This window comes from Bradyrhizobium sp. B025 (assembly GCF_042257955.1).
GTDB classification, from domain to species: domain Bacteria; phylum Pseudomonadota; class Alphaproteobacteria; order Rhizobiales; family Xanthobacteraceae; genus Bradyrhizobium; species Bradyrhizobium diazoefficiens.
In genome coordinates, this window is record NZ_CP170150.1 from 4,292,461 (window position 1) to 4,317,840 (window position 25,380).

A 25,380-nucleotide genomic window follows, 5' to 3' on the forward strand; every position below is an offset into this window, starting at 1 on the left:
AAATACTCAGTTGCTAATGAAAGAGTCGGAAGTGGGTGATTGCCGGCATGCCTCTAGCACGGCAGGCCCGCAAAAAAAGGGGGTTTCCCTGGATTGTGGGAAACAGCAATTTGCTGCACTGCACTTGAAAGATTTGCAGAACTGTCTAAACTGTAGGCATGACGCTTGACTGCACAAGAATTGTGCGCAAGATAGGTCATGGCAGGTGCGATGAGGCCCTGCGAGTGAATGAGACCACTGTGACCGGCTCGGCAGGATCAGGCTCCAAGCCCTTGAAAATAGGCGATATTGAGGTCGCCACCCCGGTCTTCCTGGCGCCGATGTCGGGAGTGACTGACTCGCCCGTCCGGCGGTTGGTCGCCGAGCTTGGGGCAGGTCTGGTGGTGTCCGAAATGACCGCCAGCGATGAGCTCGCCAACGGCCACCGGATGTCCCGGTTGCGCTGCGAAGCGACCGGAATCGGTCCGCACGTGGTGCAGCTCGCCGGCTGCGAGGCGCACTGGATGGCCGAAGGCGCCCGGATCGCCGAAGCGGAAGGCGCCGATATCATCGACATCAATATGGGCTGTCCGGCCCGTCACGTTACCGGCGGCCAGTCCGGCTCGGCCCTGATGCGCGATCTCGACCACGCTGTGGGCCTGATCGATGCGACGATCGCGGCGGTGAAGGTGCCGGTGACGCTGAAGATGCGGCTCGGCTGGGACGACCGCAGCCGCAATGCGCCGGAACTGGCGCGGCGCGCGGAAGCCGCGGGCATCAAGCTCGTGACCGTGCATGGCCGCACCCGCTGCCAGTTCTACAAGGGCGAGGCCGATTGGGATGCGATCCGCGCCGTGCGCGAGGCGATCTCGATTCCGCTCATCGTCAACGGCGACATCACCTCGTACGAGAAGGCGCTCGCGGCGCTCGAATCCTCCGGCGCCGACGCCGTGATGATCGGCCGCGGCGCACAGGGCCAGCCCTGGCTGCCCGGCCAGATCGGCCGGCGCCTGAAGGGCGGGGCGGCGGAAGCCACGCCATCGCTCGCGACGCAACTCCATTATGTCCGCACGCTTTATGAAGGCGTGTGCGCGCTCTACGGCCTGCGCGTCGGTCTCAAGCATGCCCGCAAGCATCTCGGCTGGGCGCTCGACGTCGCCGCCGATGCGAGCCGCGCGCCGGTCGAGAAGCTGAAATCCTGGCGCCGGACAATTCTGACGTCCGAGGATCCCCGCATCGTCCACCAGTCACTGCAAGATGCCTTCGACGACTTCGCATGGAGCGCTGCTGCATGAGCTCAGCCGCTGAACAACGTCGGCCGCTACCGTCCGACAGCGATGCGATCCTGGACGCGCTTCCCAATCCCGTGCTCCTGATCGGGCCGGACGGCAAGATCGTCGCCGCCAACATCGCAACCGAAGCCTTCTTTGAGATCTCGACGCAATTCCTGAAGCGGCAGTCGCTGAAAGAGCTGGTGCCGTTCGGCAGCCCCTTGCTGGCGCTGATCGACCAGGTGCGCTCGTCGAACTCGCCGGTGAACGAATACAAGGTCGATTTGGGCACGCCCCGCATGGGCGGCGATCGCCAGGTCGATCTGCACGTCGCCCCGCTCACCGAGCGGCCCGGCCATATCGTGGTGATGCTTCAGGAGCGCACCATCGCCGACAAGATGGATCGGCAGCTCACCCATCGCAGCGCCGCGCGCTCGGTGATAGCGCTAGCAGCGATGCTCGCGCATGAGATCAAGAATCCGCTCTCCGGCATCCGCGGCGCGGCGCAGCTGCTGGAGCAGCAGGCCTCGTCCGAGGACCGCATGCTGACGCGGCTGATCTGCGACGAGGCCGACCGCATCGTGACGCTGGTCGACCGCATGGAGGTGTTCGGCGACGAGCGTCCCGTGGTGCGCGGGCCGGTCAATATCCATTCGGTGCTCGATCACGTGAAGCGGCTGGCGCAGTCGGGCTTTGCCCGCAACATCCGCTTCATCGAGGACTACGATCCCTCGCTGCCGCCGGTGCTGGCGAACCAGGATCAGCTGATCCAGGTGTTCCTCAATCTCGTGAAGAACGCCGCCGAAGCCTTGATCGACGTGCCCGATGCCGAGATCCAGCTCACCACCGCGTTCCGCCCCGGCGTGCGCCTGTCAGTCCCCGGTCAAAAATCCCGGGTATCCTTGCCGCTCGAATTCTGCGTGAGGGACAACGGACCAGGCGTGCCGGACGATCTTCTGCCCAACCTGTTCGATCCCTTCGTGACCACCAAGCAGACCGGCTCGGGTCTGGGCCTCGCCCTGGTCGCAAAGATCGTCGGCGATCACGGGGGCATCATCGAATGCGAATCTCAGCCGCGCAAGACCACCTTCCGCGTGCTGATGCCGATGTATTCCACATCGGTCAAACATGCCGATCACAGCAGTCGCGACGGCTCTGCCGGGAAGTCGTCGTCTGCATCACAGGGGGCAAAATGAGGATTAACAATGCCCGCAGGTAGCATTCTCGTTGCAGATGACGACACCGCCATCCGCACGGTTCTCAATCAGGCTCTGTCCCGCGCCGGCTATGAGGTCAGGCTCACCGGCAATGCCGCAACGCTATGGCGCTGGGTCAGCCAGGGGGAGGGCGATCTCGTCATCACCGACGTGGTGATGCCGGACGAAAACGCCTTCGACCTGCTGCCGCGGATCAAGAAGATGCGGCCGAATTTGCCCGTCATCGTCATGAGCGCGCAGAACACCTTCATGACGGCGATCCGCGCCTCCGAGCGCGGGGCGTACGAGTATCTGCCGAAGCCCTTCGACCTGAAGGAGCTGATCGCCATCGTCGGCCGTGCGCTCGCCGAGCCGAAGGAGCGAACCTCGACGCCGGACGAGGACGCCGAGATGGAGGCGATCCCGCTGGTCGGCCGTTCGCCGGCGATGCAGGAAATCTACCGCGTGCTGGCGCGCCTGATGCAGACCGACCTCACCGTGATGATCACGGGTGAGTCCGGAACCGGCAAGGAGCTGGTGGCGCGCGCGCTGCACGATTACGGCAAGCGCCGCAACGGCCCGTTCGTCGCCGTCAACATGGCGGCGATCCCGCGCGACCTGATCGAGTCCGAGCTGTTCGGCCATGAGCGCGGCGCCTTCACCGGCGCCAACACCCGCGCCTCGGGCCGGTTCGAGCAGGCCGAGGGCGGCACGCTGTTCCTCGACGAGATCGGCGACATGCCGATGGAGGCGCAGACCCGCCTGCTGCGCGTGCTCCAGCAGGGCGAATACACCACCGTCGGCGGCCGCACCCCGATCAAGACCGACGTGCGGATCGTTGCGGCCTCCAACAAGGATCTGCGCGTGCTGATCCAGCAGGGCCTGTTCCGCGAGGACCTGTTCTTCCGACTCAACGTCGTGCCGTTGCGGCTGCCTCCCTTGCGCGAGCGCATCGAGGATCTGCCGGATCTCGTGCGCCACTTCTTCGCGCTGGCCGAGAAGGACGGCCTGCCGCCGAAGAAGCTGGATGCGCTGGCGCTGGAGCGGCTGAAGCAGCACCGCTGGCCCGGCAACGTGCGCGAGCTCGAAAATCTCGCCCGGCGCCTCGCGGCGCTCTATCCGCAGGATGTGATCACGGCCTCCGTCATCGACGGCGAGCTTGCGCCGCCCTCGGTCAGCCCGGGTGCTGCGGTCCAGCAGGGCGTCGACAATCTCGGCGGCGCGGTGGAGGCGTATCTGTCCTCGCACTTCCAGGGCTTTCCGAACGGCGTGCCGCCGCCGGGCCTCTATCACCGCATCCTCAAGGAGATCGAGGTGCCGCTGCTCACGGCCGCGCTGGCGGCGACCCGCGGCAACCAGATCCGCGCCGCGGACCTGCTCGGCCTCAACCGCAACACCCTGCGCAAGAAGATCCGGGACCTCGACATCCAGGTCTATCGGAGCGGGGGCTAGTTCTAGCTCGCCGCCTCGGACGGTGGCTCAGCTCCCCCTACCAAGGCGGAGCTGAGCCTGTCCGGATCGCGCTGGCCTTGATGGCTGACGCGGTGAGCAGAAGTCCGAATCGGACTGAATTGTTCCGCCGGAACATTCAAATGAGTCATTCGACCGCGGGGTGCGGTCTCGCGCCTATCTGACCAGTCGGGCTGACGCCGGCAGCATGGCCACGTCAGCCGGTGCCTGTCTGCCGGGGCCGTTGACCAGCAGGTCGGAAGCCACGATCAGCAGCAGAACGGCCGCGACCATTATCGCGAGAAAGAACCTGTCCATCCCAGTCAAGCCGGAATGGACGGATTCCGTTCCCGCTGACCCGGCGTGCCCTGTGGATGCGCCGGTCCGTCGCGGCAGGGGCGCCGCGGAATTGTCGCAATTCGGCAACAATGTGGTACGAATACATCAGTATCCGCCGCCGCCGCGGACCCCTGTTTTCAGCACCCATTGCCGGAATGACCAGCGCAGACACCTCGGCCGCATCCTTTGACACGGCCCCAGCTGAAGAGCCCCGACGCTGGTCGCCGCGACGCTGGCTGGCGCCCTTTGCCGTGGCGCTGGCGCTGCTGTCGGGCCTGCTGACCTTCCTGGTCCTGACTGGCCTCACTAGGATCGATCCGACGCCGGAGGTGGTCCGCACGTTCTATCTGATGAATGCGGGCACGATCCTGCTCCTGGTCGGGATCATCGTCCGCGAGCTCTGGCAGCTCATCCTGGCGCGCCGGCGGGGCAGGGCGGCGGCACGTCTCCATGTCCAGATCGTCAGCCTCTTTTCGATCGTGGCGGTGCTGCCGGCCGTGCTGGTTTCCGTCGTCGCCAACGTCACCCTCGAGCGCGGCCTCGACCGGTTGTTCTCCGGGCCGACCAAGGAGGTCATCCAGAATTCGCTGAACATCGCGCGGGCCTATATGCAGGACCATGCGCAGCTGATCCGCGGCGACATTCTCGGCATGGCCAACGATATCGCGCACGCCCGGCCGCTCTACGACCAGGATCGGCGGTCGTTTCGCGAGCTGCTGACGGCCAGTGCCAGCTCCCGCAATCTGCCGGGCGCGATGATCATCGACAAGAACACCAACATCCTGGAATCCGCCGACACCGGCATGCGGCTGGCCTATTCGCCGCCGGCGCCGGACTTCCTCAGCAACGTCAACGAGTCCGAGCCCGAGATCGCGGTGCTGCCGGATGCGAGCTTCGTCGCCGCGGTGATCCGCCTGCGCGCCTTCAGCGACACCTTCCTCTATGTCGCGCGGCCGCTCGATCCGAACGTGGTCAACCAGCTCAAGCAGACCGAGGTCAGCGTCGCCGAATATGCCCAGATCGAGTCGCGGCGGCTCGGCATCCAGGTCGCCTTCGCGCTGATGTTCGCGGTGATCGCGCTGACCATCCTGATGGCTTCGGTGCTGATCGGGCTGAACTTCGCTAACTCGCTGGTCTCGCCGATCCGGCGGCTGATGAACGCGGCCCACACGGTCTCGACCGGCAACCTTCACGTGAAGGTGCCGGTGCACCAGTCGGAGGGCGATCTCGCCCAGCTCGGCGAAACCTTCAACAAGATGACGCAGGAATTGCGCAGCCAGCGCGACGAACTGGTCAACGCCAGCGACCTCATCGACAGCCGTCGCCGCTTCATCGAAGCGGTGCTGTCCTCGGCGAGCGCCGGCATCATCGGCGTCGATACTTCGGGCAGCGTCGGCATCCTCAACCGCTCCGCCGAGAAGCTGATCGGGCACTCCGAAGCGGAGACGCTCGGCCATGCGCTCTCCGACGTCCTGCCGGAGCTCGACGAGATGATGAAGACGGCGCGGGAAGGCACCCAGCGCCTGGTGCAGGGCCAGATCACGATCACCCGCGACGGACAGGAGCGCAACCTCTCGGTCCGCGTCAGCGCCGAGAAGAACCAGCCGCACGACAGCTACATCATCACGCTCGACGACATCACCGAGCTGGTGTCGGCACAGCGCACCTCGGCCTGGGGCGATGTGGCGCGCCGCATCGCCCATGAGATCAAGAACCCGCTGACGCCGATCCAGCTCTCGGCCGAGCGCATCCGCCGCAAGTTCGGCAAGGACATCACCGAGACCAAGGACAAGCAGATCTTCGAGCAGTGCACCGACACCATCGTGCGCCAGGTCGACGACATCAGGCGCATGGTCGACGAATTCTCGCGCTTCGCGCGGATGCCGAAACCGGTGATGGAGGGCGAGGACGTCGTCGACACCGTGCGGCAGGCGGTGTTCCTGATGAAGGTCGCCCACCCCGAGCTCGATATCGAGGCCGAGTTCAAGGAAGATCCGCTGCGCGCCCAGTTCGACCGGCGGCTGATTTCGCAGGCGGTCACCAACATCGTCAAGAACGCCACCGAGGCAATCGAGCAGGTCCCGCCGGAAGAGCTCGGCAAGGGCCGCATCGACGTCGTGGTGTCGCGCGAGGGCGAGGACGTGCTGATCGACGTCATCGACAATGGCATCGGCCTGCCCAAGGTGGCGCGCTCGCGACTGCTCGAGCCGTATGTGACGACGCGGGCCAAGGGCACCGGCCTTGGCCTTGCGATCGTCGGCCGCGTGCTGGAAGACCATGGCGGGCGCATCGAGTTGAAGGACGCCTCCGACTTCCGCGCAGGCCAGCGCGGCGCCTGGATGCGGATGCGCTTTGCGATCTCCGGCACGCCGGCGAAGACCGAAGGGACCGAGCGGGCGCCGGCCGTCAAGAATACGCGCGAGGAAGCGACCGCGGAAACGGTCAAGGATGCGGCGAAGGAAGCGGAAATCGCCAAGGAATCCGTCAAGGGCACGGAAACAAAAGGGCCGGCAGCCGAAACCAAAGAGCCGGCTGAAAAGACCAATGATTCAACGAAGATCGAAGCCTCAACAGGCAGCTGACAAGACAGGCGCGACCCATGGCAAGTGAAATTCTGATTGTCGATGATGAGGCCGATATTCGGGATCTCGTTGCGGGCATTCTCGAGGACGAGGGGTTCGTCACCCGGACTGCACGCGACAGCGACTCGGCCCTGGCCGAAATCGCCAACCGCAGGCCGCATCTGGTGTTCCTCGACATCTGGCTCCAGGGCTCCAAGCTCGACGGCTTGCAGCTCCTGGAGCAGGTCAAGAAGGACAATGCCGACCTGCCGGTCGTGATGATCTCCGGCCACGGCAACATCGAGACCGCGGTCGCCGCGATCAAGCGCGGCGCCTACGACTTCATCGAGAAGCCGTTCAAGGCGGACCGGCTGATCCTGGTCGCCAACCGCGCGCTGGAGAACTCGCGGCTCAAGCGCGAGGTCAAGGAGCTGAAGCAGCTCGCACCGAGTGCAAGCTCGCTGGTCGGCCGCTCGCCCAGCATGAACCAGCTGCGCCAGACCATCGAGCGCGCGGCCAAGGCCAACAGCCGCATCCTGATCGTCGGCCCCGCCGGCGCCGGCAAGGAGCTGACTGCGCGCACGCTGCACACGGCCTCGGGCCGCGCCGACGGTCCCTTCGTCGTCATCAACGCCGCCGCGATCACGCCCGAGCGCATGGAGCACGAGCTGTTCGGCGTCGAGCAGTCCAATGGCGAGCAGCCGCGCAAGCCGGGCGCGCTCGAAGAGGCGCATGGCGGCACGCTGTTCATCGACGAGATCGCGGACATGCCGCGCGAGACCCAGAACAAGATCTTGCGCGTGCTGGTCGAGCAGTCGTTCCAGCGCGTCGGCGGCACCGGCAAAGTGCAGGTCGACGTGCGCATCATCTCCTCGACGGCGCGCAACCTGGAGGAGGAGATCGCGGCCGGCCATTTCCGCGAGGACCTCTATCATCGCCTCTCGGTCGTGCCGATCCGCGTGCCCGCACTCTCGGAGCGGCGCGAGGATATTCCGGAGCTGATCGACTACTTCATGGAGCAGATCTCGGCCGGCAGCGGCCTGCCCAAGCGGCAGATCGGACAGGACGCGATGGCAGTGCTGCAATCGCATGTCTGGCCCGGCAATGTGCGCCAGCTCCGCAACAACGTTGAAAGAGTCATGATTCTGGCCGCGGGCGGACCGGAGGTCATCATCACCGCCGACATGCTGCCGCAGGACGTCGGCTCGATGGTGCCGGCGATGCCGACCAGCAACAATGGCGAGCACATCATGGGCCTGCCGTTGCGCGAAGCGCGCGAAGTGTTCGAGCGCGACTATTTGATTGCACAGATCAGCCGTTTTTCAGGAAATATTTCTCGCACGGCTGAGTTCGTTGGCATGGAACGGTCGGCACTGCATCGAAAGCTGAAGGCACTCGGCGTCGGTTAGAACGCTGCGAGCGAATTGGATACCGGTCCGCATACAGAAATCGCCGCGACGTCGTGGCGGCTCGTCAGGGATAAGCGAGGAAAATCATCGATTTCCGTAGTTTTTCGGGGCAATAGGGCATGGGCTGCCGCGTGAAGCGGCTTGCCTAATATCCCGACCTGTCCTCTAATCGAACCGCTGTTCCTCCGAGGGGGATCTCATGAGGAGCGGCAACCGGAAGAGGTCCCGAATTTCACAAAGAGGGCCGCAACCGGTGCAATAAAAAGAAACTCAAAGCGAGAAAAAAACAATGGCGGCAGACCGCGCACAAAACCTACAGGACACCTTCCTTAATCACGTTCGCAAAACCAAGACGCCACTGACGATCTTTCTGGTCAACGGAGTGAAGCTCCAGGGCATCGTGACCTGGTTCGACAATTTCTGTTTGCTGCTTCGGCGCGACGGTCACTCGCAGCTCGTCTACAAGCATGCGATCTCGACCATCATGCCGGGCGCTCCGATCCAGCTGTTCGAAGGCGGCGAGGATCAGCCGGCTTGAGAGTGACCTGATTGGAACCCCGGAATTTCGACGGGGATGCCGACCGTTCGCGGCCGGCAGGGGCTAAGCAAACGGGGCGGGTGCTTGTCATCGGCCCCTACTTGCGTGTGCGCGCGGGCGGTACCGACGCGCAATCGGAAAGCCATGTCGTGCGTGACGCCGAGGCCCGGCTCGATGAAGCCGCGGGCCTCGCGCGCGCGATCGATCTCGTCATCGCCGACGCCATCATCGCGCCGATCAGCCAGATCCGTCCCGCCACCTATATCGGCAAGGGCAAGGTCGAGGAGATCGCCGCGCTGGCCAAGAGCCTCGACGTCGAGCTCGTGGTGATGGATTGCGCGCTGGCGCCGATCCAGCAGCGCAACCTCGAGAAGGAGCTGCACGCCAAGGTGCTCGACCGCACCGGCCTGATCCTGGAAATCTTCGGCCGCCGCGCCAAGACCAAGGAAGGCTCGCTCCAGGTCGAGCTCGCGCATCTCAACTACCAGCGCTCGCGCCTTGTGCGATCCTGGACCCATCTGGAACGCCAGCGCGGCGGTTTCGGCTTCATGGGCGGTCCCGGCGAGACGCAGATCGAGGCCGACCGCCGCCTGATCCAGGAGCGCATCTCCAAGCTCGAGGGCGAACTGAAGAAGGTGCAGGCGACGCGGCGGCTGCATCGCGCCGGGCGCCAGCGCGTGCCGTATCGCGTCGTCGCATTGGTCGGCTACACCAATGCCGGCAAGTCGACGCTGTTCAACCGCCTGACGCGCGCCGACGTGCAGGCCGCCGACATGCTGTTTGCAACCCTCGATCCGACCCTGCGCGCGCTCACCCTGCCGCATGGCGGCAAGGCGATGCTGTCCGACACCGTCGGCTTCATCTCCAATCTGCCGACGCAGCTCGTCGCCGCCTTCCGCGCCACGCTGGAGGAGGTGCTGGAAGCCGACGTCATCCTGCATGTCCGCGATATCTCGCATGAGGACGCCGAGGCGCAGCAGAGCGACGTCGACGCGGTGCTGCGCCAGCTCGGCATCAATCCCGACGATTCCGGCCGCATCATCGAGGTCTGGAACAAGATCGACCGTTACGACGCCGAGCAGCGCGAAGAGCTCTTGAACATCGCCGCGCGCAGGCCGGAGGATCATCCGGCGATGCTGGTCTCGGCCGTGTCAGGCGAGGGGGTCGACGCGCTGCTCGCCGCGATCGAGGAGCGGCTTGCGGCCAAACGCACCACGCTCGATCTCTCGATCGACGCCGGCGACGGTGCCGGAATCAGCTGGCTGCACCGCAATTCCGAGGTGCTGACCAAGGAGCTGCACGACGGCCGCTTCGACATGACCGTGCGGGTGGACGAGACCAAGCGCGATATCGTGGTGAACCGGTTCGACGCCGTGCCGCGTCTGTCGGCGTAAGCCACGCTTCGCGTCCCGGATTGCGCTTCGCTCCGACCGGGCTACGAACCGAGAAGATCACTTGGACAGGTCGAGGCGCATGAACTGGTTGTGCGGGCTCGCCTGATAGTCAGCGAACGGCTCGCAGGATACGAAACCGGCGCTCCGGTACAGCGAGATGGCGGGAGCGTGCAGCGGCGCTGTGCCCGTCTCCAAACTGAGTTGCTGATATCCTCGCTTGCGGCCCTCGGCAATGATGTGGTGCAGCAGAGCGCGTCCGACCCCGCTACGCCGCGCAGTGGGCGCAGCGCGCATCGACTTCACTTCGCCGTGCGTCTCATCCAATTGCTTCAAAGCCCCGAATCCAGCCAGCACATCACCCTGCCAGGCCGTCCAGAACGTGACGCTCGCAGCCCGAAAGACCGCTCGCGTCCAGCGCCTGCGCATGCTCGCCCATGACGCTGCGGAGCTCTTCCAGATGATGCGCCAACAAATAGGCGACATAGGGGGCCGTCGGATCGTCCTGCCTGATTTCCACGTCGCGCCCCCCGCATCAGATTGCCGTCTTCGCCGCATTCCACAGCGCGTCCATTTCCGCCAGCGACGCCTGCTCCAGCGTCCGGCCCTGCGCTTCCAGAGAGCGCTCGATATAGGCAAAGCGGCGCTCGAACTTTGCGTTGGTCGCGCGCAGCGCGGCTTCCGGATCGGCATCGACATGGCGGGCGAGGTTGACGAGGGCGAACATCAAATCGCCGGTCTCTTCGGCGATCTCCTGCTTGTCATTGCGATCCAGCGCGGCCTCGATCTCGTCGGCTTCTTCGCGGATCTTTTGCAGAACCGCGCGCGGGTCGTTCCAGTCGAAGCCGACGGTGGAGGCCTTGCGCTGCAGCTCCATGGCGCGGGTCAGCGCAGGCTGGCCGGCCTTCACGCCCGAGAGCAGGGATTTGTGCGACGGAGCTTCCTCCGGCGGCCGGCGCGCAGCGCGCTCGGCTTTCTCCTCGGCCTTGATGCGGTCCCAGACTTCCTTGACGTGGGAGGAGGCGAGATTGCCGTCCTTGTCGGCGAAGACATGGGGATGCCGCCGGATCATCTTGCGGGTGATGGCCTCGACCACGTCTCCAAAGGCGAACGCGTTCTGCTCCGAAGCCATCTGGGCGTGGAACACGACCTGGAGCAGGAGGTCGCCGAGCTCTTCGCGCAAATCGTCGAGATCGCCGCGGGTGATGGCGTCCACCACCTCATAGGCTTCCTCGATCGTGTAGGGCGCGATGGTCGCAAAATTCTGCTCGAGGTCCCAGGGACAGCCGGTCACCGGCGTGCGCAGCGCGGCCATGATCTCGATCAGGCGGGAAATGTCGCGGGAAGGGGTCATTGCGGGCCATTGCTCCTGGGTCTCCAGCCTTATGCCAAAAGCGGCCCGCCGATCCCAGCGCGGCGCGACGGAACGGGCCGATTTCCACCGATTGGCGGGCCCGTTCCGCAGTGCTAAAGCGCGGGGCCATGAGTGACGCATTTTCATCCGAAACCGCCCTGGTGCTGTTCTCCGGCGGGCAGGACTCCACCACCTGCCTTGCCTGGGCGCTCAGCCGCTTCGCGCGCGTCGAGACGCTGGGGTTCGACTACGGCCAGCGCCATGCTGTTGAGCTCGCTTGCCGTGATCGTCTGTTCGATGGCCTCAAGGGCCTGCGCGCGGATTGGGCGGACAAGCTCGGCGAGAGCCACACGCTGTCGATCCCGACCTTAGCCGCGATCTCGGACACGGCGCTGACGCGCGACGTCGCGATCGCGATGGGCACGGACGGCCTGCCCAACACCTTCGTGCCCGGCCGCAATCTGGTGTTCCTCACCTTTGCCGCGGCGCTGGCCTACCGGCGCGGCATCACCCACATCGTCGGCGGCATGTGCGAGACCGATTATTCCGGCTACCCCGATTGCCGCGACGAGACCGTCCGCGCCATGCAGGCCGCGCTCGCGCTCGGCATGGCCCGTAAATTCGAGCTGCATACGCCGCTGATGTGGATCGACAAGGCCGCGACGTGGAAGCTCGCGCATGACCTCGGCGGCGAGGGCCTCGTCGATCTCATCCGCGAACAGTCGCACACCTGCTATCTCGGCGAACGCGGCGCGCAGCATGAGTGGGGATACGGCTGCGGCGAGTGCCCGGCGTGCAGCCTGCGGGCGAAGGGGTGGAACGAGTACGTGGCGCACAGGTAGCGTCTCAAACTCCACCGTCATAGCGAGGAGCTCTTGCGACGAAGCAATCCAGAATCCCTCCGCGGAAAGATTCTGGATTGCTTCGCTGCGCTCGCAATGACGGGTGTGGTTCGACCTACCTAAAATCCTCCGGCTTCAGCTCAATCGGCTTGCCGTGCGGCGTCCTGTCGGCGGCGTGGTCCCAGGCGTCGCGGTAGCGGTGCAGCGTCTCCGTGGATGCGACACCCTTGCGTGCGACGAGCCCCTCCAGCGTGGCGAGCCAGTGCAGGTAGTAGGTTTCGCCCGTATCGGGGTCGCCGGCGGCCTGCGCGCGCTTGATCTCGGAGGCCAAGGCTGCGGCCCATTCCGGCCAGGTGAACACGCCGCGCTCGTGCAGGCTCAAGGCCATCGCGAACGCATGGGCCTCCCAGGGCGCGCGGAACACCGGGCCGTCGTCATCGCGCGGAATGCTCGGAATGGCCGCGGTCGCGGCGGCAGCAAGCGTGCTGCTCATCACGCCAGGTCCAGATACGGCTCGAACGCGTCGATCGAGACCTTCGAGGTCGGATCGCCATCCGCGCCCCAGAGATCGCTGCCCTCGAACACGACCGTGTAGAGCCATTGCGGATTTTCGCCGAGCTCCATCGCCGCCGAATCCGGAAAGACGTGGCAGCCATGGTTGAGCTCGACCACGCCGATATGGCCGCGGACATAGCGCGGCAGCCGCGTGTGCGTCGCCGGATGGATATTTTTCGCCCGCACGCGATCGCCGATGTTGAATTTCGCTGGCGCCGGGGCAGGGCGGGCGAACTTGCCGCGCACCATGACGCGCTCGACATTGGCGAGGTCGAACTTGCCATGCTTGAGCGCCTTCGCAGGCTGGATCGCGTGGCCGGCGGCGACCTCCTCGCGGGTGAGGTAGCCCTTCTCGATCAGCATCTCCTCGAGACCGAGAAACCATTTCTTGTAATAGGAGCTTGACAGGTACACGTGCGGTGGCAGCGTCTCGCGATAGAAGCGCGAGGTGTCGATGTTGAAGGCGCCGGCCGCGCCCATCGCGCGCACCATCGCGAGAACGCGGGATTCCCATTCCTCGTGAAACATCGGTTCGTTCGGCTCGGGCTCGACCTTGCCGAACCCGTCCATGCCGCCCATGTCGTGCACGCCGTTCATGACGGCGCTCCCGGGGTCTTGGGGAATCCGGTGCCGATCATGGAATCGCGCGTGACAAGCTCGGCGAGCTGCTCCTCGCTCCAGCCCTCCGTACCCCCGGGGCGCATCGGCAGCACCAGGAAGCGCGTCTCGGCGGTGGAATCCCAGACGCGAACTTCGATATCCCTGGGCAGCGCGACGCCGAAATCGGCGAGCACGCCGCGCGGGTCCTTCACCGCGCGCGAACGGTAGGGCGCGGCCTTGTACCAGACCGGCGGCAGCCCCAGCATTTCCCAGGGGTAGCAGGAGCACAGCGTGCACACGACCATATTGTGCCGCTGCGGCGTGTTCTCGACCACGACGAGATGGTCGCCGACGCGGCTGACATGGCCGAGCGTGCCGATCGCCTTCGAGCCATCCTCGAGCAGCGCCTGCTTGAAGGCCGGATCGGTCCAGGCCTTGGCGACGACGCGGGCACCGTTGTGCGGGCCGATCCTGGTCTCGTAGGCCTGGATGATGGCATCGAGCGCGGCCGGCTCGACATAGCCTTTTTCAGTCAGGATCGTCTCGAGCGCGCGCACGCGCAGCTCGGTCTCGGACAGTTCGGAATGGTCGTGATCGTGGTGATGATGATGGTCGCTCATGGACGGAAGATAGTCCCAGAATCCGGGCCTTGTCGAGGCGAAGACTCTGCTAACATCGGGCCATGGGATGGGCTGCACGAACCGGAATAACCGCCGCAATCGCGGCTCTTGTCGTATTCGCAGCACAGGATGCGCGCGCCGCGAATGGCGCCTATGCGGTGGATGCCGCCGACATCTCCGAGGTCGGCTCCTGCAAGGTCGAAAGCTGGCTGTCGACGGCTTCAAACACCGATGTCGAGGCAGTCGCCAATCCCTCCTGCGTCGTCGATCCTTTCAGGCCGATCGAGCTGAGCATGCAGACCATCCGGGCCCGCAACGACGGCGACTGGAGCACGACGGTCGCTCCGAAAGCCAAGACGAATTTCGTCCCGACCGGCATCGGCCGGTGGGGATTGTCGGCTTATGGCGGCGGATCATTCGATGCGGCGACCGGCGAGGCGCTGTCCGCCTTTGCCGTCATCCCCGCGACCTTTCGCCTGTCCGAGACCATGCGCGTCAACGTCAACGGCGGCTGGCTCTGGGATCGCACGGTCGATCGCCACTATCTGACCTACGGCATCGGCTTCGACTGGAAGTTCACCGACACGTTGCAGTGGACGATCGAGGCCTTTGGCCAGGCCGGCGCGTCCGAAATCGCGAGCGCCGTGCAGCCGCGCTTTCAGACCGGCGTCCGCTACCGGCCGAACGAGATATTCTCCGTCGACGTGATCTACGGCCGCAACATCACCGGCGAGAACGCCAACTGGATCACCATCGGGACCACCATCCGGTTTCCGGTCCGCGGCAGCGAGCCGGAGCACCGGCGCACCGGGCATTTGTGACCGCGAGGGAAAATCAGGCGCCGGGCGGCAGAACCCGCGTCAAGCCATTGATCGCGCCGCGGACAGTCCTTATACGCCGCGCAGGGACAAAAGCGGCCCGGCCAACGGGCGGCACGACGCAACGACAATCGAGGGGGAGGGCCCATGGCCGCGAGCTCACAGGCACCTGAGGCGAAAGGGTTTCGCTGGAAACTGATCGCACCGCTCGTGGTGTGGCTGGCGATCTATCTGTGGCCGGTGCCATCAGGGCTCAACGTCAATCAATGGCACTACTTTGCGGTGTTCGCGGCCGTCATCACCGGGCTCATCCTGGAATCGATGCCGGTCGGCGCGGTCGGCCTGATCGGGCTGACGGTCGCCGGCGTCGGCGGCTATATCGATCCCGATCCGACCAAGTCGCTGCGCTGGATGCTGGCGGGCTTTGCCGAGAGCACGGTGTGGCTGATCGTCGGCGCCTTCGTGTTCTCGATCGGCTATCGCAAGAGCCAGCTCGGCCGGCGCATCGCGCTGGTGCTGGTGCAAAAGCTCGGCCGCAACACGCTCGGCCTCGGCTATGCGGTCGCGATGTCGGACTTCCTGCTCGCGCCGGCAACGCCCTCCAACACCGCGCGCAGCGGCGGCATCGTCTATCCCATCATCAGCAACATCCCGCGCATCTATGGCTCCGAGCCGGGATCGACCGCCGGCAGGATCGGTACCTATGTGATGTGGACCGCGTTCGCGGCGACCGCGGTCACCAGCTCGCTGTTCTTCACCGCGCTCGCGCCCAATGCGGCGGCGCTCGCCATCGCCAAGAAGACCGTCGGGGTCGAGGTGAGCTGGGGCCAGTGGTTCATCGGCTTTGCGCCGCTCGGCATCCTCCTGATGATCCTCGTCCCGCTGCTCAGCTATCTGGTGTGCCGGCCCGAAGTGAAGCGCAGCCCGGAAATCGCCGAATGGGCGGCAAAGGAGCTCAGCGAGATGGGCCCGATGTCGCGCAACGAATGGATCATGCTGGCGCTTATCGTGCTCGCGATGTTCCTGTGGATCGCGGGCTCCAGCCCGGACATCAACGTGCCGCTGCTCGGCTCGAACTTCGTCAACGCCACCACCGTCGTCTTCATCGTGATCTCGTTGATGCTGGTCACGGGCGTGATCGAGTTTGCCGACATCGTCAGCGAGAAGAGCGCCTGGGAGGTGTTCTTCTATTTCACCTCGCTGCTGACGCTGGCCTCGGGCCTCAACGAGATCGGCTTCATCAAATGGTTCGCGACCGAGTACGCAAAGCCGCTCGCCGGGCTGTCGCCGTCGACCGCGATGATCCTGCTGGTCGCGCTGTTCTTCTGGATCCACTATTTCTTCTCCAGCATCACCTCGCATGCCGCCGCCGTGCTGCCTGTCGTGCTCGCGGTCGGCTCGGGCATTCCCGGCCTGCCGGTCACGACGCTCGCCATGCTCTGCATGTATTCGCTCGGCCTGATGGGCGTGATCTCGCCTTACGCCACGGGGCCGGCGCCGATGTATTTCGGCAGCGGCTATATCGGGAAGGGCCAGTTCTGGGGTTTTGGCCTGGTCTTCGGGCTGCTCTATTTCGCAGGCCTTCTGCTGATCGTGCTGCCCTGGTTGCAGGTCCACTGAGCCGGGCGGCGCGACTGATGCCCCCGGCAGATGAATTTTCTTCGCCGGGGCGGGATTGGGAAAACTTCGTCCAACTCCCCGCAAATATCTGACATTGCAAGAAAGACCCGTTCGGGCGATGGTGCATGCTGCGGTGCAGCGCGCTCGACCCGGGCGCCCGGTCGCAGTTTCATTCCCCGTCGCGCGATGCGACCTGGTTCCCGTGCGCCCCCTGGGACACGCGGCAAGCGAACTATTGTACAAGAAGGCCGCCGCCATGAACGCCCACCAATCGCTCGCGATCGGACAGAGGATCGAAACGCGCGATGCGATTTCACCTGCCGCGACCGCGCCGGACGCGATGGTCCGTTTCGAAGGCATTTCGAAGACCTATCCGGCCTATCGCGGCAAGCCCGGCGTCAACGCCCTGCAGGACATCGACTTCGCGATCCCGCGCGGCTCGATCACCGGCGTGATCGGCCGCTCCGGCGCCGGCAAGTCGAGCCTGGTCCGGCTGATCAACGGGCTGGAGAAGCCGACCACGGGACGCGTGATCGTCGACAACAAGGATATCTCGGCGCTGGCGGGCCGCGAGTTGCGGCTGGCGCAGCGCTCGATCGGCATGATCTTCCAGCATTTCAACCTGCTGTCGTCGCGCACCGCGGCCGACAACATCGCGTTGCCGCTCGAGATCGCCGGCTGGGCCAGGGCGGATATCAAGGCCCGCGTCGCCGAGCTGCTGGCGCTGGTCGGCATCGCCGACAAGCACGACCGTTATCCCTCGGAACTGTCCGGCGGCCAGAAGCAGCGCGTCGGCATTGCGCGGGCGCTGGCGACACGGCCGAGCGTGCTGCTGTCGGACGAGGCGACGTCCGCGCTCGATCCGCAGACCACGCGCGCGATCCTCGATCTGCTTGCCAACATCAACCGCGAGCTTGGCGTGACCATCGTGCTGATCACCCACGAGATGTCCGTGGTGCGCCAGCTCGCCAGGGAAGTCGTGGTGCTCGATGCCGGCCATGTCGTCGAGAGCGGCCACGTCGCCGACATCTTCACCCGTCCCAAACATCCGATCACGCAGTCCTTCCTGGCCGAAGTGGTCGGCGACAGCCTGCCGGTGTCGCTGGCGAGCCGGATCGTGTCGGAGCCGTCTGCCGGCGGGCAGGCCGTGATCCGCGTCCAGGTGCGCGGGGCGGGGGCCGGCGACACGCTGGTGGCGCGGCTCGCGCGCGAGCTCGGCCTCGACGTTGCGCTGCTTGCGGCGCGTATCGACGAGATCGGCGGCCAGCATGTGGGCTCGCTCACCCTTGGTATCCCTCTCGGTATTTCCAGCGGCGAAGACGCGGTGACGCGGACGCTCGCCTGGCTCTCTCAATATCAATTCCCGGCGGAGCGTCTCGGCTATGTCGCCTGAACTCATCAATTTGATCATCCAGGCCACCTTCGAAAGCCTGTACATGGTCGGTATCGCAGCGCTGCTCGGTACCGCCTTCGGCCTGCCGCTCGGCGTGTTCCTGGCGACCAGCCGGAAAGGGGAGCTGTTCGCGGCCCCCGTCGTCAATCGCGTGCTCGGCATCGTCGTCAATGCGACGCGCTCGACGCCCTTCATCATCCTGGTCGTCGCCATCATCCCGTTCACGCGGCTCGTCGCCGGCACCTCGATCGGTTCGACCGCGGCGATCGTGCCGCTGACCATCGCCTCGACGCCGTTCATCGCGCGCCTCGTCGAAGCCGCGATCCGCGAGGTCGACGGCGGCCTGATCGAGACCGCGTCCTCGTTCGGGGCTTCCCCGATGCAGATCGTGTTCAAGGTGCTGATCCCCGAGGCATTGCCCGGCTTGTTGCTGGCCCTGACGCTCGCGGTGGTGAGCCTGCTCGGCTACTCCGCCATGGTCGGCGCCGTCGGAGGCGGGGGTCTGGGGGATCTCGGCATCCGTTACGGCTACCAGCGCTTCATGCCGGAGATGATGCTGGCCGTCGTCGTCGTGCTGATCGTACTGGTCCAGCTCGTCCAGAGCGCCGGCGACTATCTGGCGGGCCGGGTCAATCGCCGGCTGCGGCATCGCTGACACAAGCTTCTACACACCGGAGAGCTCAATGCGCTTTCCGGCAACGCTCGCGGCTGCAGCCAGCGAGTGATGTCGCCTTCGTCAGCGTGAATTCACTCCGCCGCCAGTTCGACCTCGCTCGCGGTGGGCAATCCGATCGACGGCGGGCCGGCAACCAGGCTGTCGAGGTCGACCAGCAACAGATCGGCAATGTGGGTGAGCTGGTGGAGCGGGATGCTGACCTCGCCGTTCTCGGCACGTGACACGTAATCGGGCGAGACGCCAATGAAGTTCGCAATCTGGAGCTCGGTATAGCCCCGTGCTTCGCGCGCGCCGCGCACCTGCGCACCAATATGCTGCCGGTGCAGAGCCTGCTCTGCTTCGGTCATCATGAGGGCCTGCTCGTCCAGGCTCGCAACACCGTCCGCGAATGCGACGCCGAGCAGTCTGCGCTTCTGCCATGCCACACGACAGGGTTTTCGCAGCCCGTCGGCAAAGATCAGCGTGGCCTCCTTCGGAAACGACAGCGACCAGTCGAGCTTCAGCCTTGCGCCCGTGCCTGATACGTCCGAGATCGTGCAGGGGATGCTGACGATGCCTCTGGCGCCGTCAAACTCGATGATCCCGGTCCTCGCGGTCGGTTGCCTGGTCGCAGCGCGCAATTCGCTCATGGACGTCGAACCCCGGGTGCCCAGCACGCGCTGGCGCAGAACGTTGCGGCGCGTTCCGCAAAATGAATGAAGTATCCCGCGGCTGAATCTACCTCCTGGGTTCCTCAGGCTCAATCGAGCCTGGCGGGCATGGTAAAGGATTCGTTCTCCGCGCTCGCCTTCGATGTCGGCGAATGTCCTGTCCGGTCGATCGACCGTGTTCGTCTAGAAGGATTCCAAATCCGGAGCACATGCACGTTGGGTCGCGCATGGGCGCATTCGCCGCAGTTGCTGCGCACAGCTCTGGAGAAATTCTAACGCTGTTCCTATCGCACTCCGAAATCGCCTGCGTTAGGGCGGGGCATCAAGAACGATACCGGCAAAGCCGGCAGTGCGTGGGGCCTCGCAAGACGTGACCAACTTCCAACTTCCTTCGCGTTCCCAAACGCGTCTTCGACAGCTTCAGGTGTTTTTCTTCGGCGCCGTCAGCACATTTTCTCTCGTCGCCCCCTTCGGTTCGGTGCAGGCGCAGACGCAAATTCCCGCTGTCTCCGTTGAAGCGCCGGCTCAGCGTGCCCGTCCCGCGGCGGTTGCTTCGTCGCGACGGTCGGCAACGACGCGCAGCTCCCGCACCAATCGTCACGCTCCCGCGCAGCAAGCCGCGCCAACCCGGTCGGCCTCGAACGGCGCCACCGGCGAACGCGCCAACGGTCCGGTGCGCGGGTTCGTCGCCACGCGCAGCGGCACCGCCACCAAGACCGATACGCCGCTGATCGAAACGCCGCAGTCGGTGTCCGTCGTCACCACCGACCAGGTCAGGAACCAGGGCGCGGTCTCGATCGGCGAGGCCCTGCGCTACACCGCCGGCGTCAGCGGCGACGTCAATGGCGGTTCGGACACCCGCTTCGGCGCCCTCCAGATCCGCGGCTTCGACACCACCATGTCGGGCCTCTACGTCGACGGCCTGCGAATCCCATCGAGCAACTACGTGCACTTCAACGGCCTCGATCCCTACGGCGCCGAGCGCCTCGAGGTCCTCAAGGGGCCGTCCTCGGCGATGTATGGCGGCAGCGGCACCGGCGGCATCCTCAACTACGTGACCAAGCTGCCGACCGCGCAGCAGTTCGGCGAGGTCTCGGTCTCCGGCGGCAGCTTCAACCGCTATCAGGGCCAGTTCGACATGGGCGGCCCCGCCAACAAGGACGGCACCGTGCTGTGGCGCCTGACCGGCGTGGTGCGTGACGGCGAGACCCAGGTCGACTTCACCAAGGACAACCGCGTCTTCATCGCGCCCGCAATCACCTTCACGCCGAACGAGGACACCACCATCACGATTCTGGCCAACTACCAATGGGACCGGGCAGGGTGGGGCCTCCAGTTCCTGCCCGCCTCAGGCACGGTGTGGCCGAACAACGGCCGCACCATCCCGGTCTCGTTCTTCGCGGGCGTGCCGAGCTTCAACGCGTTCAACACCGAGATCGCAACCGCCGGCTACCAGCTCTCGCACAATTTCACCGACAACATCACGTTCCGGCAGAACCTGCGCTACGCCTATCAGCACAACGAGGAAAAGGTGTTTTACGGCGGAGGCTATACCGACGAGGCCGCGGGGCAGCTCGCGCGTTTCGGCAGCTACAGCAACTCGTACATCAACTCCTTCGCGGTGGACAACCAGCTCCAGGGCAAGTTCACCACCGGCATCCTCAGCCACACCACGCTGGTCGGGATCGACTATCGCAACACCTCCTTCCGCGACACCGCCTTTGGCGTCACGACCTCGGCCCCCGAGATCAACGTGTTCAACCCGGTCTATAGCTACGACTGGACCATCGGCGCGATGAGCGACAACACCGGCGTCAAGCAGTCGCAGGTCGGCCTCTACGCGCAGGACCAGATCAGGCTCGGCCGGCTGTCATTCCAGCTCGGCGGCCGCCAGGATTTCGTCACCACGCAGGTCGACAGTGGTATCTTCGACACATCGGTCTCGAAGGATGCTTCGGCCTTCACTGGCCGCGCCGCCGTGATGTACAATTTCGACAACGGCATCGCGCCGTATTTCAGCTATTCCGAGTCGTTTCTGCCGGTGCTCGCGACCGGACCGCGCGGCCAGCTGCTCAACCCTGAAACCGGCGTGCAGTACGAGGTCGGCGTCAAGTACCAGCCGATCGGATGGAACGCGCTGTTCACCTTCGCCGCCTTCGACCTGACGCGCGACAACGTCGTCACCTACGCCCCTCCGCTGAACGTTGCTGAGCAGACCGGTCAGGTGAAATCGCGCGGCATCGAGCTCGAAGGTACCATGTCGCTCGCCGACGGCTGGAACCTGCGCGCCGCCTATGCCTATGTCGACGCCATGCTCACGCAGGATCCGGTGAATGTCGGCAAGGCGCCGGTCACCGTGCCGCTCAACCGTGCCTCGCTGTGGAGTGACTACACGCTTCAGAACGGGCCGCTCGCCGGCCTCCAGTTCGGCGGCGGCGTCCGCTATGTCGGCGCGACCTGGGGTGACGATGCCAACACGTTCAAGGTGGGAGCCTCGACCGTGCTGGATGCGCTTGTTGCCTACACCAGGGACAATTGGCGCCTGTCGCTGAACGTCACCAACCTTGCCGACACGCGCTATGTCGCCGCCTGCTACAGCCTGTCGGGCTGCTTCTACGCGGAGGGACGCAAGGCCATCGGCAAGCTGACCTATCGCTGGTGAGTTCAAATTGAAAACGATCCGGCAAGCGGACCGGACCTGTTTGGTGAGAGACGACGATGAGAGCGATATTCGGCAGGCTGCATCGCTGGGCGGGACTGCTCACGGCCGGATTCCTGTTCTTCTCCGGCATCACCGGCGCGATCATTTCCTGGGATCACGAGATCGACGACGTCCTGAACAGCCACCTGTTCGACGTCACCAGCAAGGGACCGGCCATTCCCTCGATCGAGCTCGCCAAGCTGATCGAGCAGCGCGATCCCCGCGCGCGCGTCGTCTATCTCTTCATGACGCCGGAGGAGGGCCACTCGCTGTGGTTCTTCATCATGCCGCGGATCGATCCCGCGACCGGCAAGCGCTATGCCCTCGACTACAATCAGGTCTTCCTCGATCCCAACACCGGCGTCGAGCTGGGGCGGCGCTATTGGGGCGCGGTGTGGCCGGTGACGCGGGAGAATTTCGTCTCATTCCTCTACAAGCTGCACTACACGATGCACATCCCGGAGTTCTGGGGCAGCGACCGCTGGGGCATGCGCCTGCTCGGCATCATCGCCATCATCTGGACAATCGACTGCTTCGTCGGCTTCTACCTGACCCTGCCGTCACGGCGCAGCGCGAAGGCCGCGCGGGCGCCGCAAGTCACGCGCCAGCTCGAACGCGGCTTCTGGGCGCGCTGGGCGCCGGCCTGGACCATCAAGACGTCGGGCAGCGCCTACCGGATCAATTTCGACATCCACCGCGCCTTCAGCCTGTGGACCTGGGGCGTGCTGTTCGTCATCGCCTTCACGGCGTTCTCGCTGAACCTCTATTTCGAGGTGTTCTCGCCGCTGATGAAGATGGTGTCGAACTACACGCCGACGCCCTATGAGCAGCGGCCGTACCGCGATCTCGACAATCCGATCGAGCCCAAGGTGACATTTGCCGACATCGCCGCGCGCGCGGCGGCCGACGGCAAGGGGCGAGGGTGGTCCACTCCGGTCGGCGCGCTCAGCTACGGCCCAGCTCACGGGGTCTATGCCGCCGCCTACTTCCATCCCGGCGACGATCACGGCGCCGGCGGCGTCGGCCCGGCGCAGCTCTATTACGACAGCGAGGACGGCCGTCCGCTCGGCGCGCGTCTGCCCTGGGTCGGCACCGCCGCCGACATCTTCGTGCAGGCGCAGTTTCCGCTGCATTCAGGCCGCATCGTCGGACTGTTCGGCCGCATCCTGATCTCGATCATGGGGCTGGTGGTGGCCGCGCTCTCGGTCACCGGCGTCGTGATCTGGTGGCGCAAGCGCCGCGCCCGTGTCCGGGTGCGCGAGACCGCCGCGATGCGCCTGAGCCGGCAGCTCACGCCGGCGGAGTAGGGCGCTCACGCCCCCGCCGGTGATCGCAACGGCTTACGCGTTGATCGGAATCAAATCCACCCCTGGGAACCTTCGCTAGCTTCGCGGGGTGTTTAACCCGATTTGCAGTTGCGTCAGCCAGGGCTAGGAGGCCCATGTTTGCTTTCCTCTCCGATAGGTTGGCCAGGCACTCCAGGACAGGTGGACGCGAGAGGATTGTGATGCGCACTTACTATTTCGACATGAAGGATGGCGTTCCGGCTCGGGACAAGTCGGGTCTGGAGTTTGGAAGCGACGGCGCCGCCATTGCCCACAGCAAGAGCCTGGCGGAAGACGTTCGCACGAAGAGGCCGGGAGGACATCCAGATCTCCGGATCGTCGTCATCGATGAGAACGGCCGCGAAGTTCATCGCGAGCCGGTATATTCGAAGAACCGTTGACCATAGCGGTCCATTTACGCCGGCGCAGCAGGGCCCCACGACGGCGCGGTGACCACCACGGATGAATCTTCCCGCGAAACAGAGGCACCAAGACTGAAGACAGCTCTTACTTCGTGGGATCGATATGAAGTGCCTTGCCTTACTCTGCCTGCTCGTCCTAGCTGCGCCTGCCCATGCGGCCACTCCCGAGCAGCGCTATCTCGAGCTGCGCGATCGCTACATCGCAAAGTTCTCGAAGGCTGCGGAAAACGACGAGACCTCCAGGCAGCACGATGCGGCGCTCAACGAGCTGACAGGCGTGCTGCGCGGCTTGGTGGGACCGGTCGCGATCAAGGGGCTGCCGGCAGAGGGCAAGTCGAACGCCGATACGCTTTTCAAGGGTGACTCAGGCTTCGGCCATCTCGACGGGCTCGGTTTTGCTTCGGAAGGCGACCAGTTGCAAGCCGTGGTGACGACCACGGCGCTGCTCAGGCACTGGCTGCGCGAGCATCGCGAGGATGGCATGCCGCAGGAGACCGGCGCCGCATTCAAGTCGGATCGCTTCTACTATCAAGCGATCCAGGACTCGGCGTTCGCCAAATATGCCGAGCTGCCGGTCACCAAGCCCGCATCCACGAGCGCCGCAGTCGCCGTTCTCGGCGTGCGCGGCAATGGCGATCTGAAGGGGCCGCCGCATGAAATCGACGTCGTCGCGATCCAGGGCGAGAAGGTCTTCTTTCTCGCCTCATCGGACGCCGTGAAGACGACGCCGATCCCGGCCTGCGAGAAGGTCTGGAAGCAGATGATGGCGAGGCCCATCGACAAGAAGGATCCGCGCGGCGACATGACCCGCGAAGATAACGCGATGACGGCCTTCACGGCGTGCTTCGCCAAGGAAGCGCCAAGCCAGAGCTGGTTCGCGGCCGCCGTCAAGAAGGCGCAAAGCCAGTTGGACCTGCTGCCGCTGCGTTAGTCTTGCTGAATCGCCACGACCTTGGCCGGCCGGTGCCTTTGCACGTCAAAGGATAGCCAAAAATGTCAGCACAGGCGCCACAATGACGCGGGCGCATCCGAACTCGGCGAAAAGATTCGCTTTCAATTCCTTGCTGCAATGATAACATCCCAGAGTTGTATTTTTTAAGGACATTTCCCATGACCCATGCGCTCAATCTCACGCTGAAGATCAAACAGGATGCCGCGACACAGGCGCAATTTAAGAACCTCGAGGCGATCTTCGCCGACAAGGTTCAGCCATTGATCGAAGCGGCGCTGAAGAAATCCAGGATCGTTCATTTCGCGCGCGTCGTCGTCATCGGCAACGAGTACATCCAGGTCATCACCGAATATGAGGGCTCGCATCAGGAATACACCGAATTCTTCCGGCGCGAGCTCACCCCGGTCTTTGCGGCGATATTTTCGCTGGCAGATATGGGCGACAAGGAGCTGGACGTCACCAACCCCAATGCATTTTTCGAATTCTCCAAGAATCGCAACGAGCGTTCGCTGGGCAAGGCGACCGATGGCTCGACGGACATCAACGGCAATCCGTCCGGCTGGCTGTTCTCGGCTTATGACCACATGACGGTCGAGGAGATCCTGACAAAGCTCGGGAAATAGCATTGCGGGCACATTCGCTCGCCTGTTGAGCGACGTGCCCGGCTCTGTGGCTGGCTATTGAGCGTTCCCACAAGGACAGACGCGATGGTGGATCTT

At 64.8% G+C, this 25,380-nt stretch carries 24 protein-coding genes; 17 read left to right on the top strand and 7 right to left on the bottom strand.

Annotated features, from left to right (window positions below; translation table 11 throughout):
* Positions 1 to 272 precede the first annotated feature (272 nt).
* The 7 genes from dusB (at position 273) to hflX (ending at position 10,136) form a co-directional block, all read left to right on the top strand.
* Positions 273 to 1,274, top strand: coding sequence for a tRNA dihydrouridine synthase DusB (dusB, locus tag ACE10W_RS19820; protein WP_271557929.1), 1,002 nt, complete (start codon positions 273 to 275; stop codon positions 1,272 to 1,274).
* Complete coding sequence (locus ACE10W_RS19825) at positions 1,271 to 2,446, top strand: nitrogen regulation protein NR(II) (protein WP_011087259.1); 1,176 nt, start codon at positions 1,271 to 1,273, stop codon at positions 2,444 to 2,446. Before dusB ends, ACE10W_RS19825 begins: the two co-directional genes overlap by 4 nt.
* 9 nt (positions 2,447 to 2,455) lie before the next feature.
* Positions 2,456 to 3,898 (top strand): nitrogen regulation protein NR(I), encoded by a 1,443-nt coding sequence (ntrC, locus tag ACE10W_RS19830; protein WP_028174062.1) that lies wholly within the window; start codon positions 2,456 to 2,458, stop codon positions 3,896 to 3,898.
* Between the two features lie 491 nt (positions 3,899 to 4,389).
* On the top strand, positions 4,390 to 6,816 hold the full coding sequence (locus ACE10W_RS19835) for a PAS domain-containing sensor histidine kinase (protein WP_271557554.1): 2,427 nt from the start codon (positions 4,390 to 4,392) through the stop codon (positions 6,814 to 6,816).
* 17 nt (positions 6,817 to 6,833) lie between these two features.
* On the top strand, positions 6,834 to 8,204 hold the full coding sequence (locus ACE10W_RS19840; protein ID WP_011087262.1) for a sigma-54 dependent transcriptional regulator: 1,371 nt from the start codon (positions 6,834 to 6,836) through the stop codon (positions 8,202 to 8,204).
* 289 nt (positions 8,205 to 8,493) lie between these two features.
* On the top strand, positions 8,494 to 8,742 hold the full coding sequence (gene hfq / locus ACE10W_RS19845) for an RNA chaperone Hfq (RefSeq protein WP_007591126.1): 249 nt from the start codon (positions 8,494 to 8,496) through the stop codon (positions 8,740 to 8,742).
* Between the two features lie 11 nt (positions 8,743 to 8,753).
* Positions 8,754 to 10,136 (top strand): GTPase HflX, encoded by a 1,383-nt coding sequence (gene hflX / locus ACE10W_RS19850; protein ID WP_271557556.1) that lies wholly within the window; start codon positions 8,754 to 8,756, stop codon positions 10,134 to 10,136.
* 57 nt (positions 10,137 to 10,193) lie between these two features.
* On the opposite strand, the gene ACE10W_RS19855 is transcribed toward hflX, so the two are convergent.
* Genes ACE10W_RS19855 through mazG form a run of 3 tightly spaced genes read right to left on the bottom strand, consistent with a single transcriptional unit; the run spans position 10,194 to position 11,487 of the window.
* Positions 10,194 to 10,562, bottom strand: coding sequence for a GNAT family N-acetyltransferase (locus tag ACE10W_RS19855; RefSeq protein WP_375762681.1), 369 nt, complete (start codon positions 10,560 to 10,562; stop codon positions 10,194 to 10,196).
* Complete coding sequence (locus tag ACE10W_RS19860) at positions 10,492 to 10,653, bottom strand: hypothetical protein (RefSeq protein WP_375762682.1); 162 nt, start codon at positions 10,651 to 10,653, stop codon at positions 10,492 to 10,494. The genes ACE10W_RS19855 and ACE10W_RS19860 overlap by 71 nt, the downstream gene beginning before the upstream one ends.
* Positions 10,654 to 10,668: 15 nt before the next feature.
* Positions 10,669 to 11,487 carry a nucleoside triphosphate pyrophosphohydrolase gene (mazG, locus tag ACE10W_RS19865; RefSeq protein ID WP_271557559.1) on the bottom strand — a complete coding sequence of 273 codons (819 nt, stop codon included), beginning with the start codon at positions 11,485 to 11,487 and terminating at the stop codon, positions 10,669 to 10,671.
* Between the two features lie 128 nt (positions 11,488 to 11,615).
* On the opposite strand from mazG, the gene queC reads away from it, so the two are divergent.
* Positions 11,616 to 12,329 (top strand): 7-cyano-7-deazaguanine synthase QueC, encoded by a 714-nt coding sequence (gene queC / locus ACE10W_RS19870; protein ID WP_271557561.1) that lies wholly within the window; start codon positions 11,616 to 11,618, stop codon positions 12,327 to 12,329.
* A 115-nt stretch (positions 12,330 to 12,444) separates the two neighbouring features.
* On the opposite strand, the gene ACE10W_RS19875 is transcribed toward queC, so the two are convergent.
* The 3 genes from ACE10W_RS19875 to nthA are packed head-to-tail and all read right to left on the bottom strand — an operon-like array spanning position 12,445 to position 14,104.
* The gene (locus ACE10W_RS19875) at positions 12,445 to 12,822 is read right to left on the bottom strand and encodes a nitrile hydratase accessory protein (protein ID WP_161534959.1); all 378 of its coding nucleotides are present in this window, start codon (positions 12,820 to 12,822) and stop codon (positions 12,445 to 12,447) included.
* Positions 12,822 to 13,481 carry a nitrile hydratase subunit beta gene (gene nthB, locus ACE10W_RS19880; protein WP_271557564.1) on the bottom strand — a complete coding sequence of 220 codons (660 nt, stop codon included), beginning with the start codon at positions 13,479 to 13,481 and terminating at the stop codon, positions 12,822 to 12,824. The genes ACE10W_RS19875 and nthB overlap by 1 nt, the downstream gene beginning before the upstream one ends.
* The gene (gene nthA, locus ACE10W_RS19885) at positions 13,478 to 14,104 is read right to left on the bottom strand and encodes a nitrile hydratase subunit alpha (RefSeq protein WP_271557566.1); all 627 of its coding nucleotides are present in this window, start codon (positions 14,102 to 14,104) and stop codon (positions 13,478 to 13,480) included. The genes nthB and nthA overlap by 4 nt, the downstream gene beginning before the upstream one ends.
* A gap of 62 nt (positions 14,105 to 14,166) precedes the next feature.
* On the opposite strand from nthA, the gene ACE10W_RS19890 reads away from it, so the two are divergent.
* The 4 genes from ACE10W_RS19890 to ACE10W_RS19905 all read left to right on the top strand — a co-directional run bounded on the left by ACE10W_RS19890 (position 14,167) and on the right by ACE10W_RS19905 (position 18,590).
* Positions 14,167 to 14,925 (top strand): hypothetical protein, encoded by a 759-nt coding sequence (locus tag ACE10W_RS19890; RefSeq protein ID WP_271557568.1) that lies wholly within the window; start codon positions 14,167 to 14,169, stop codon positions 14,923 to 14,925.
* Between the two features lie 144 nt (positions 14,926 to 15,069).
* Positions 15,070 to 16,542 (top strand): DASS family sodium-coupled anion symporter, encoded by a 1,473-nt coding sequence (locus ACE10W_RS19895; protein ID WP_271557570.1) that lies wholly within the window; start codon positions 15,070 to 15,072, stop codon positions 16,540 to 16,542.
* A gap of 256 nt (positions 16,543 to 16,798) precedes the next feature.
* Positions 16,799 to 17,935, top strand: a complete 1,137-nt coding sequence (locus tag ACE10W_RS19900; RefSeq protein WP_211433385.1) for a methionine ABC transporter ATP-binding protein — start codon at positions 16,799 to 16,801, stop codon at positions 17,933 to 17,935.
* Positions 17,925 to 18,590: a methionine ABC transporter permease gene (locus ACE10W_RS19905; RefSeq protein WP_375762683.1), complete on the top strand. Its 666-nt coding sequence runs from the start codon at positions 17,925 to 17,927 to the stop codon at positions 18,588 to 18,590. The genes ACE10W_RS19900 and ACE10W_RS19905 overlap by 11 nt, the downstream gene beginning before the upstream one ends.
* A 92-nt stretch (positions 18,591 to 18,682) precedes the next feature.
* Here ACE10W_RS19905 and ACE10W_RS19910 read toward each other — a convergent pair whose 3' ends face one another.
* Positions 18,683 to 19,240, bottom strand: coding sequence for a helix-turn-helix domain-containing protein (locus tag ACE10W_RS19910; RefSeq protein WP_271557573.1), 558 nt, complete (start codon positions 19,238 to 19,240; stop codon positions 18,683 to 18,685).
* A gap of 694 nt (positions 19,241 to 19,934) precedes the next feature.
* On the opposite strand from ACE10W_RS19910, the gene ACE10W_RS19915 reads away from it, so the two are divergent.
* The 5 genes from ACE10W_RS19915 to ACE10W_RS19935 all read left to right on the top strand — a co-directional run bounded on the left by ACE10W_RS19915 (position 19,935) and on the right by ACE10W_RS19935 (position 25,284).
* Positions 19,935 to 21,923: a TonB-dependent siderophore receptor gene (locus ACE10W_RS19915; RefSeq protein ID WP_271557930.1), complete on the top strand. Its 1,989-nt coding sequence runs from the start codon at positions 19,935 to 19,937 to the stop codon at positions 21,921 to 21,923.
* A gap of 56 nt (positions 21,924 to 21,979) precedes the next feature.
* Complete coding sequence (gene fsrB / locus ACE10W_RS19920; protein WP_011087276.1) at positions 21,980 to 23,269, top strand: siderophore utilization protein FsrB; 1,290 nt, start codon at positions 21,980 to 21,982, stop codon at positions 23,267 to 23,269.
* A gap of 200 nt (positions 23,270 to 23,469) precedes the next feature.
* Positions 23,470 to 23,688, top strand: a complete 219-nt coding sequence (locus ACE10W_RS19925) for a DUF6894 family protein (RefSeq protein ID WP_038967569.1) — start codon at positions 23,470 to 23,472, stop codon at positions 23,686 to 23,688.
* 124 nt (positions 23,689 to 23,812) lie between these two features.
* Complete coding sequence (locus ACE10W_RS19930) at positions 23,813 to 24,640, top strand: hypothetical protein (RefSeq protein ID WP_271557576.1); 828 nt, start codon at positions 23,813 to 23,815, stop codon at positions 24,638 to 24,640.
* A gap of 179 nt (positions 24,641 to 24,819) precedes the next feature.
* Complete coding sequence (locus tag ACE10W_RS19935; protein ID WP_271557577.1) at positions 24,820 to 25,284, top strand: hypothetical protein; 465 nt, start codon at positions 24,820 to 24,822, stop codon at positions 25,282 to 25,284.
* Positions 25,285 to 25,380: the final 96 nt, after the last annotated feature.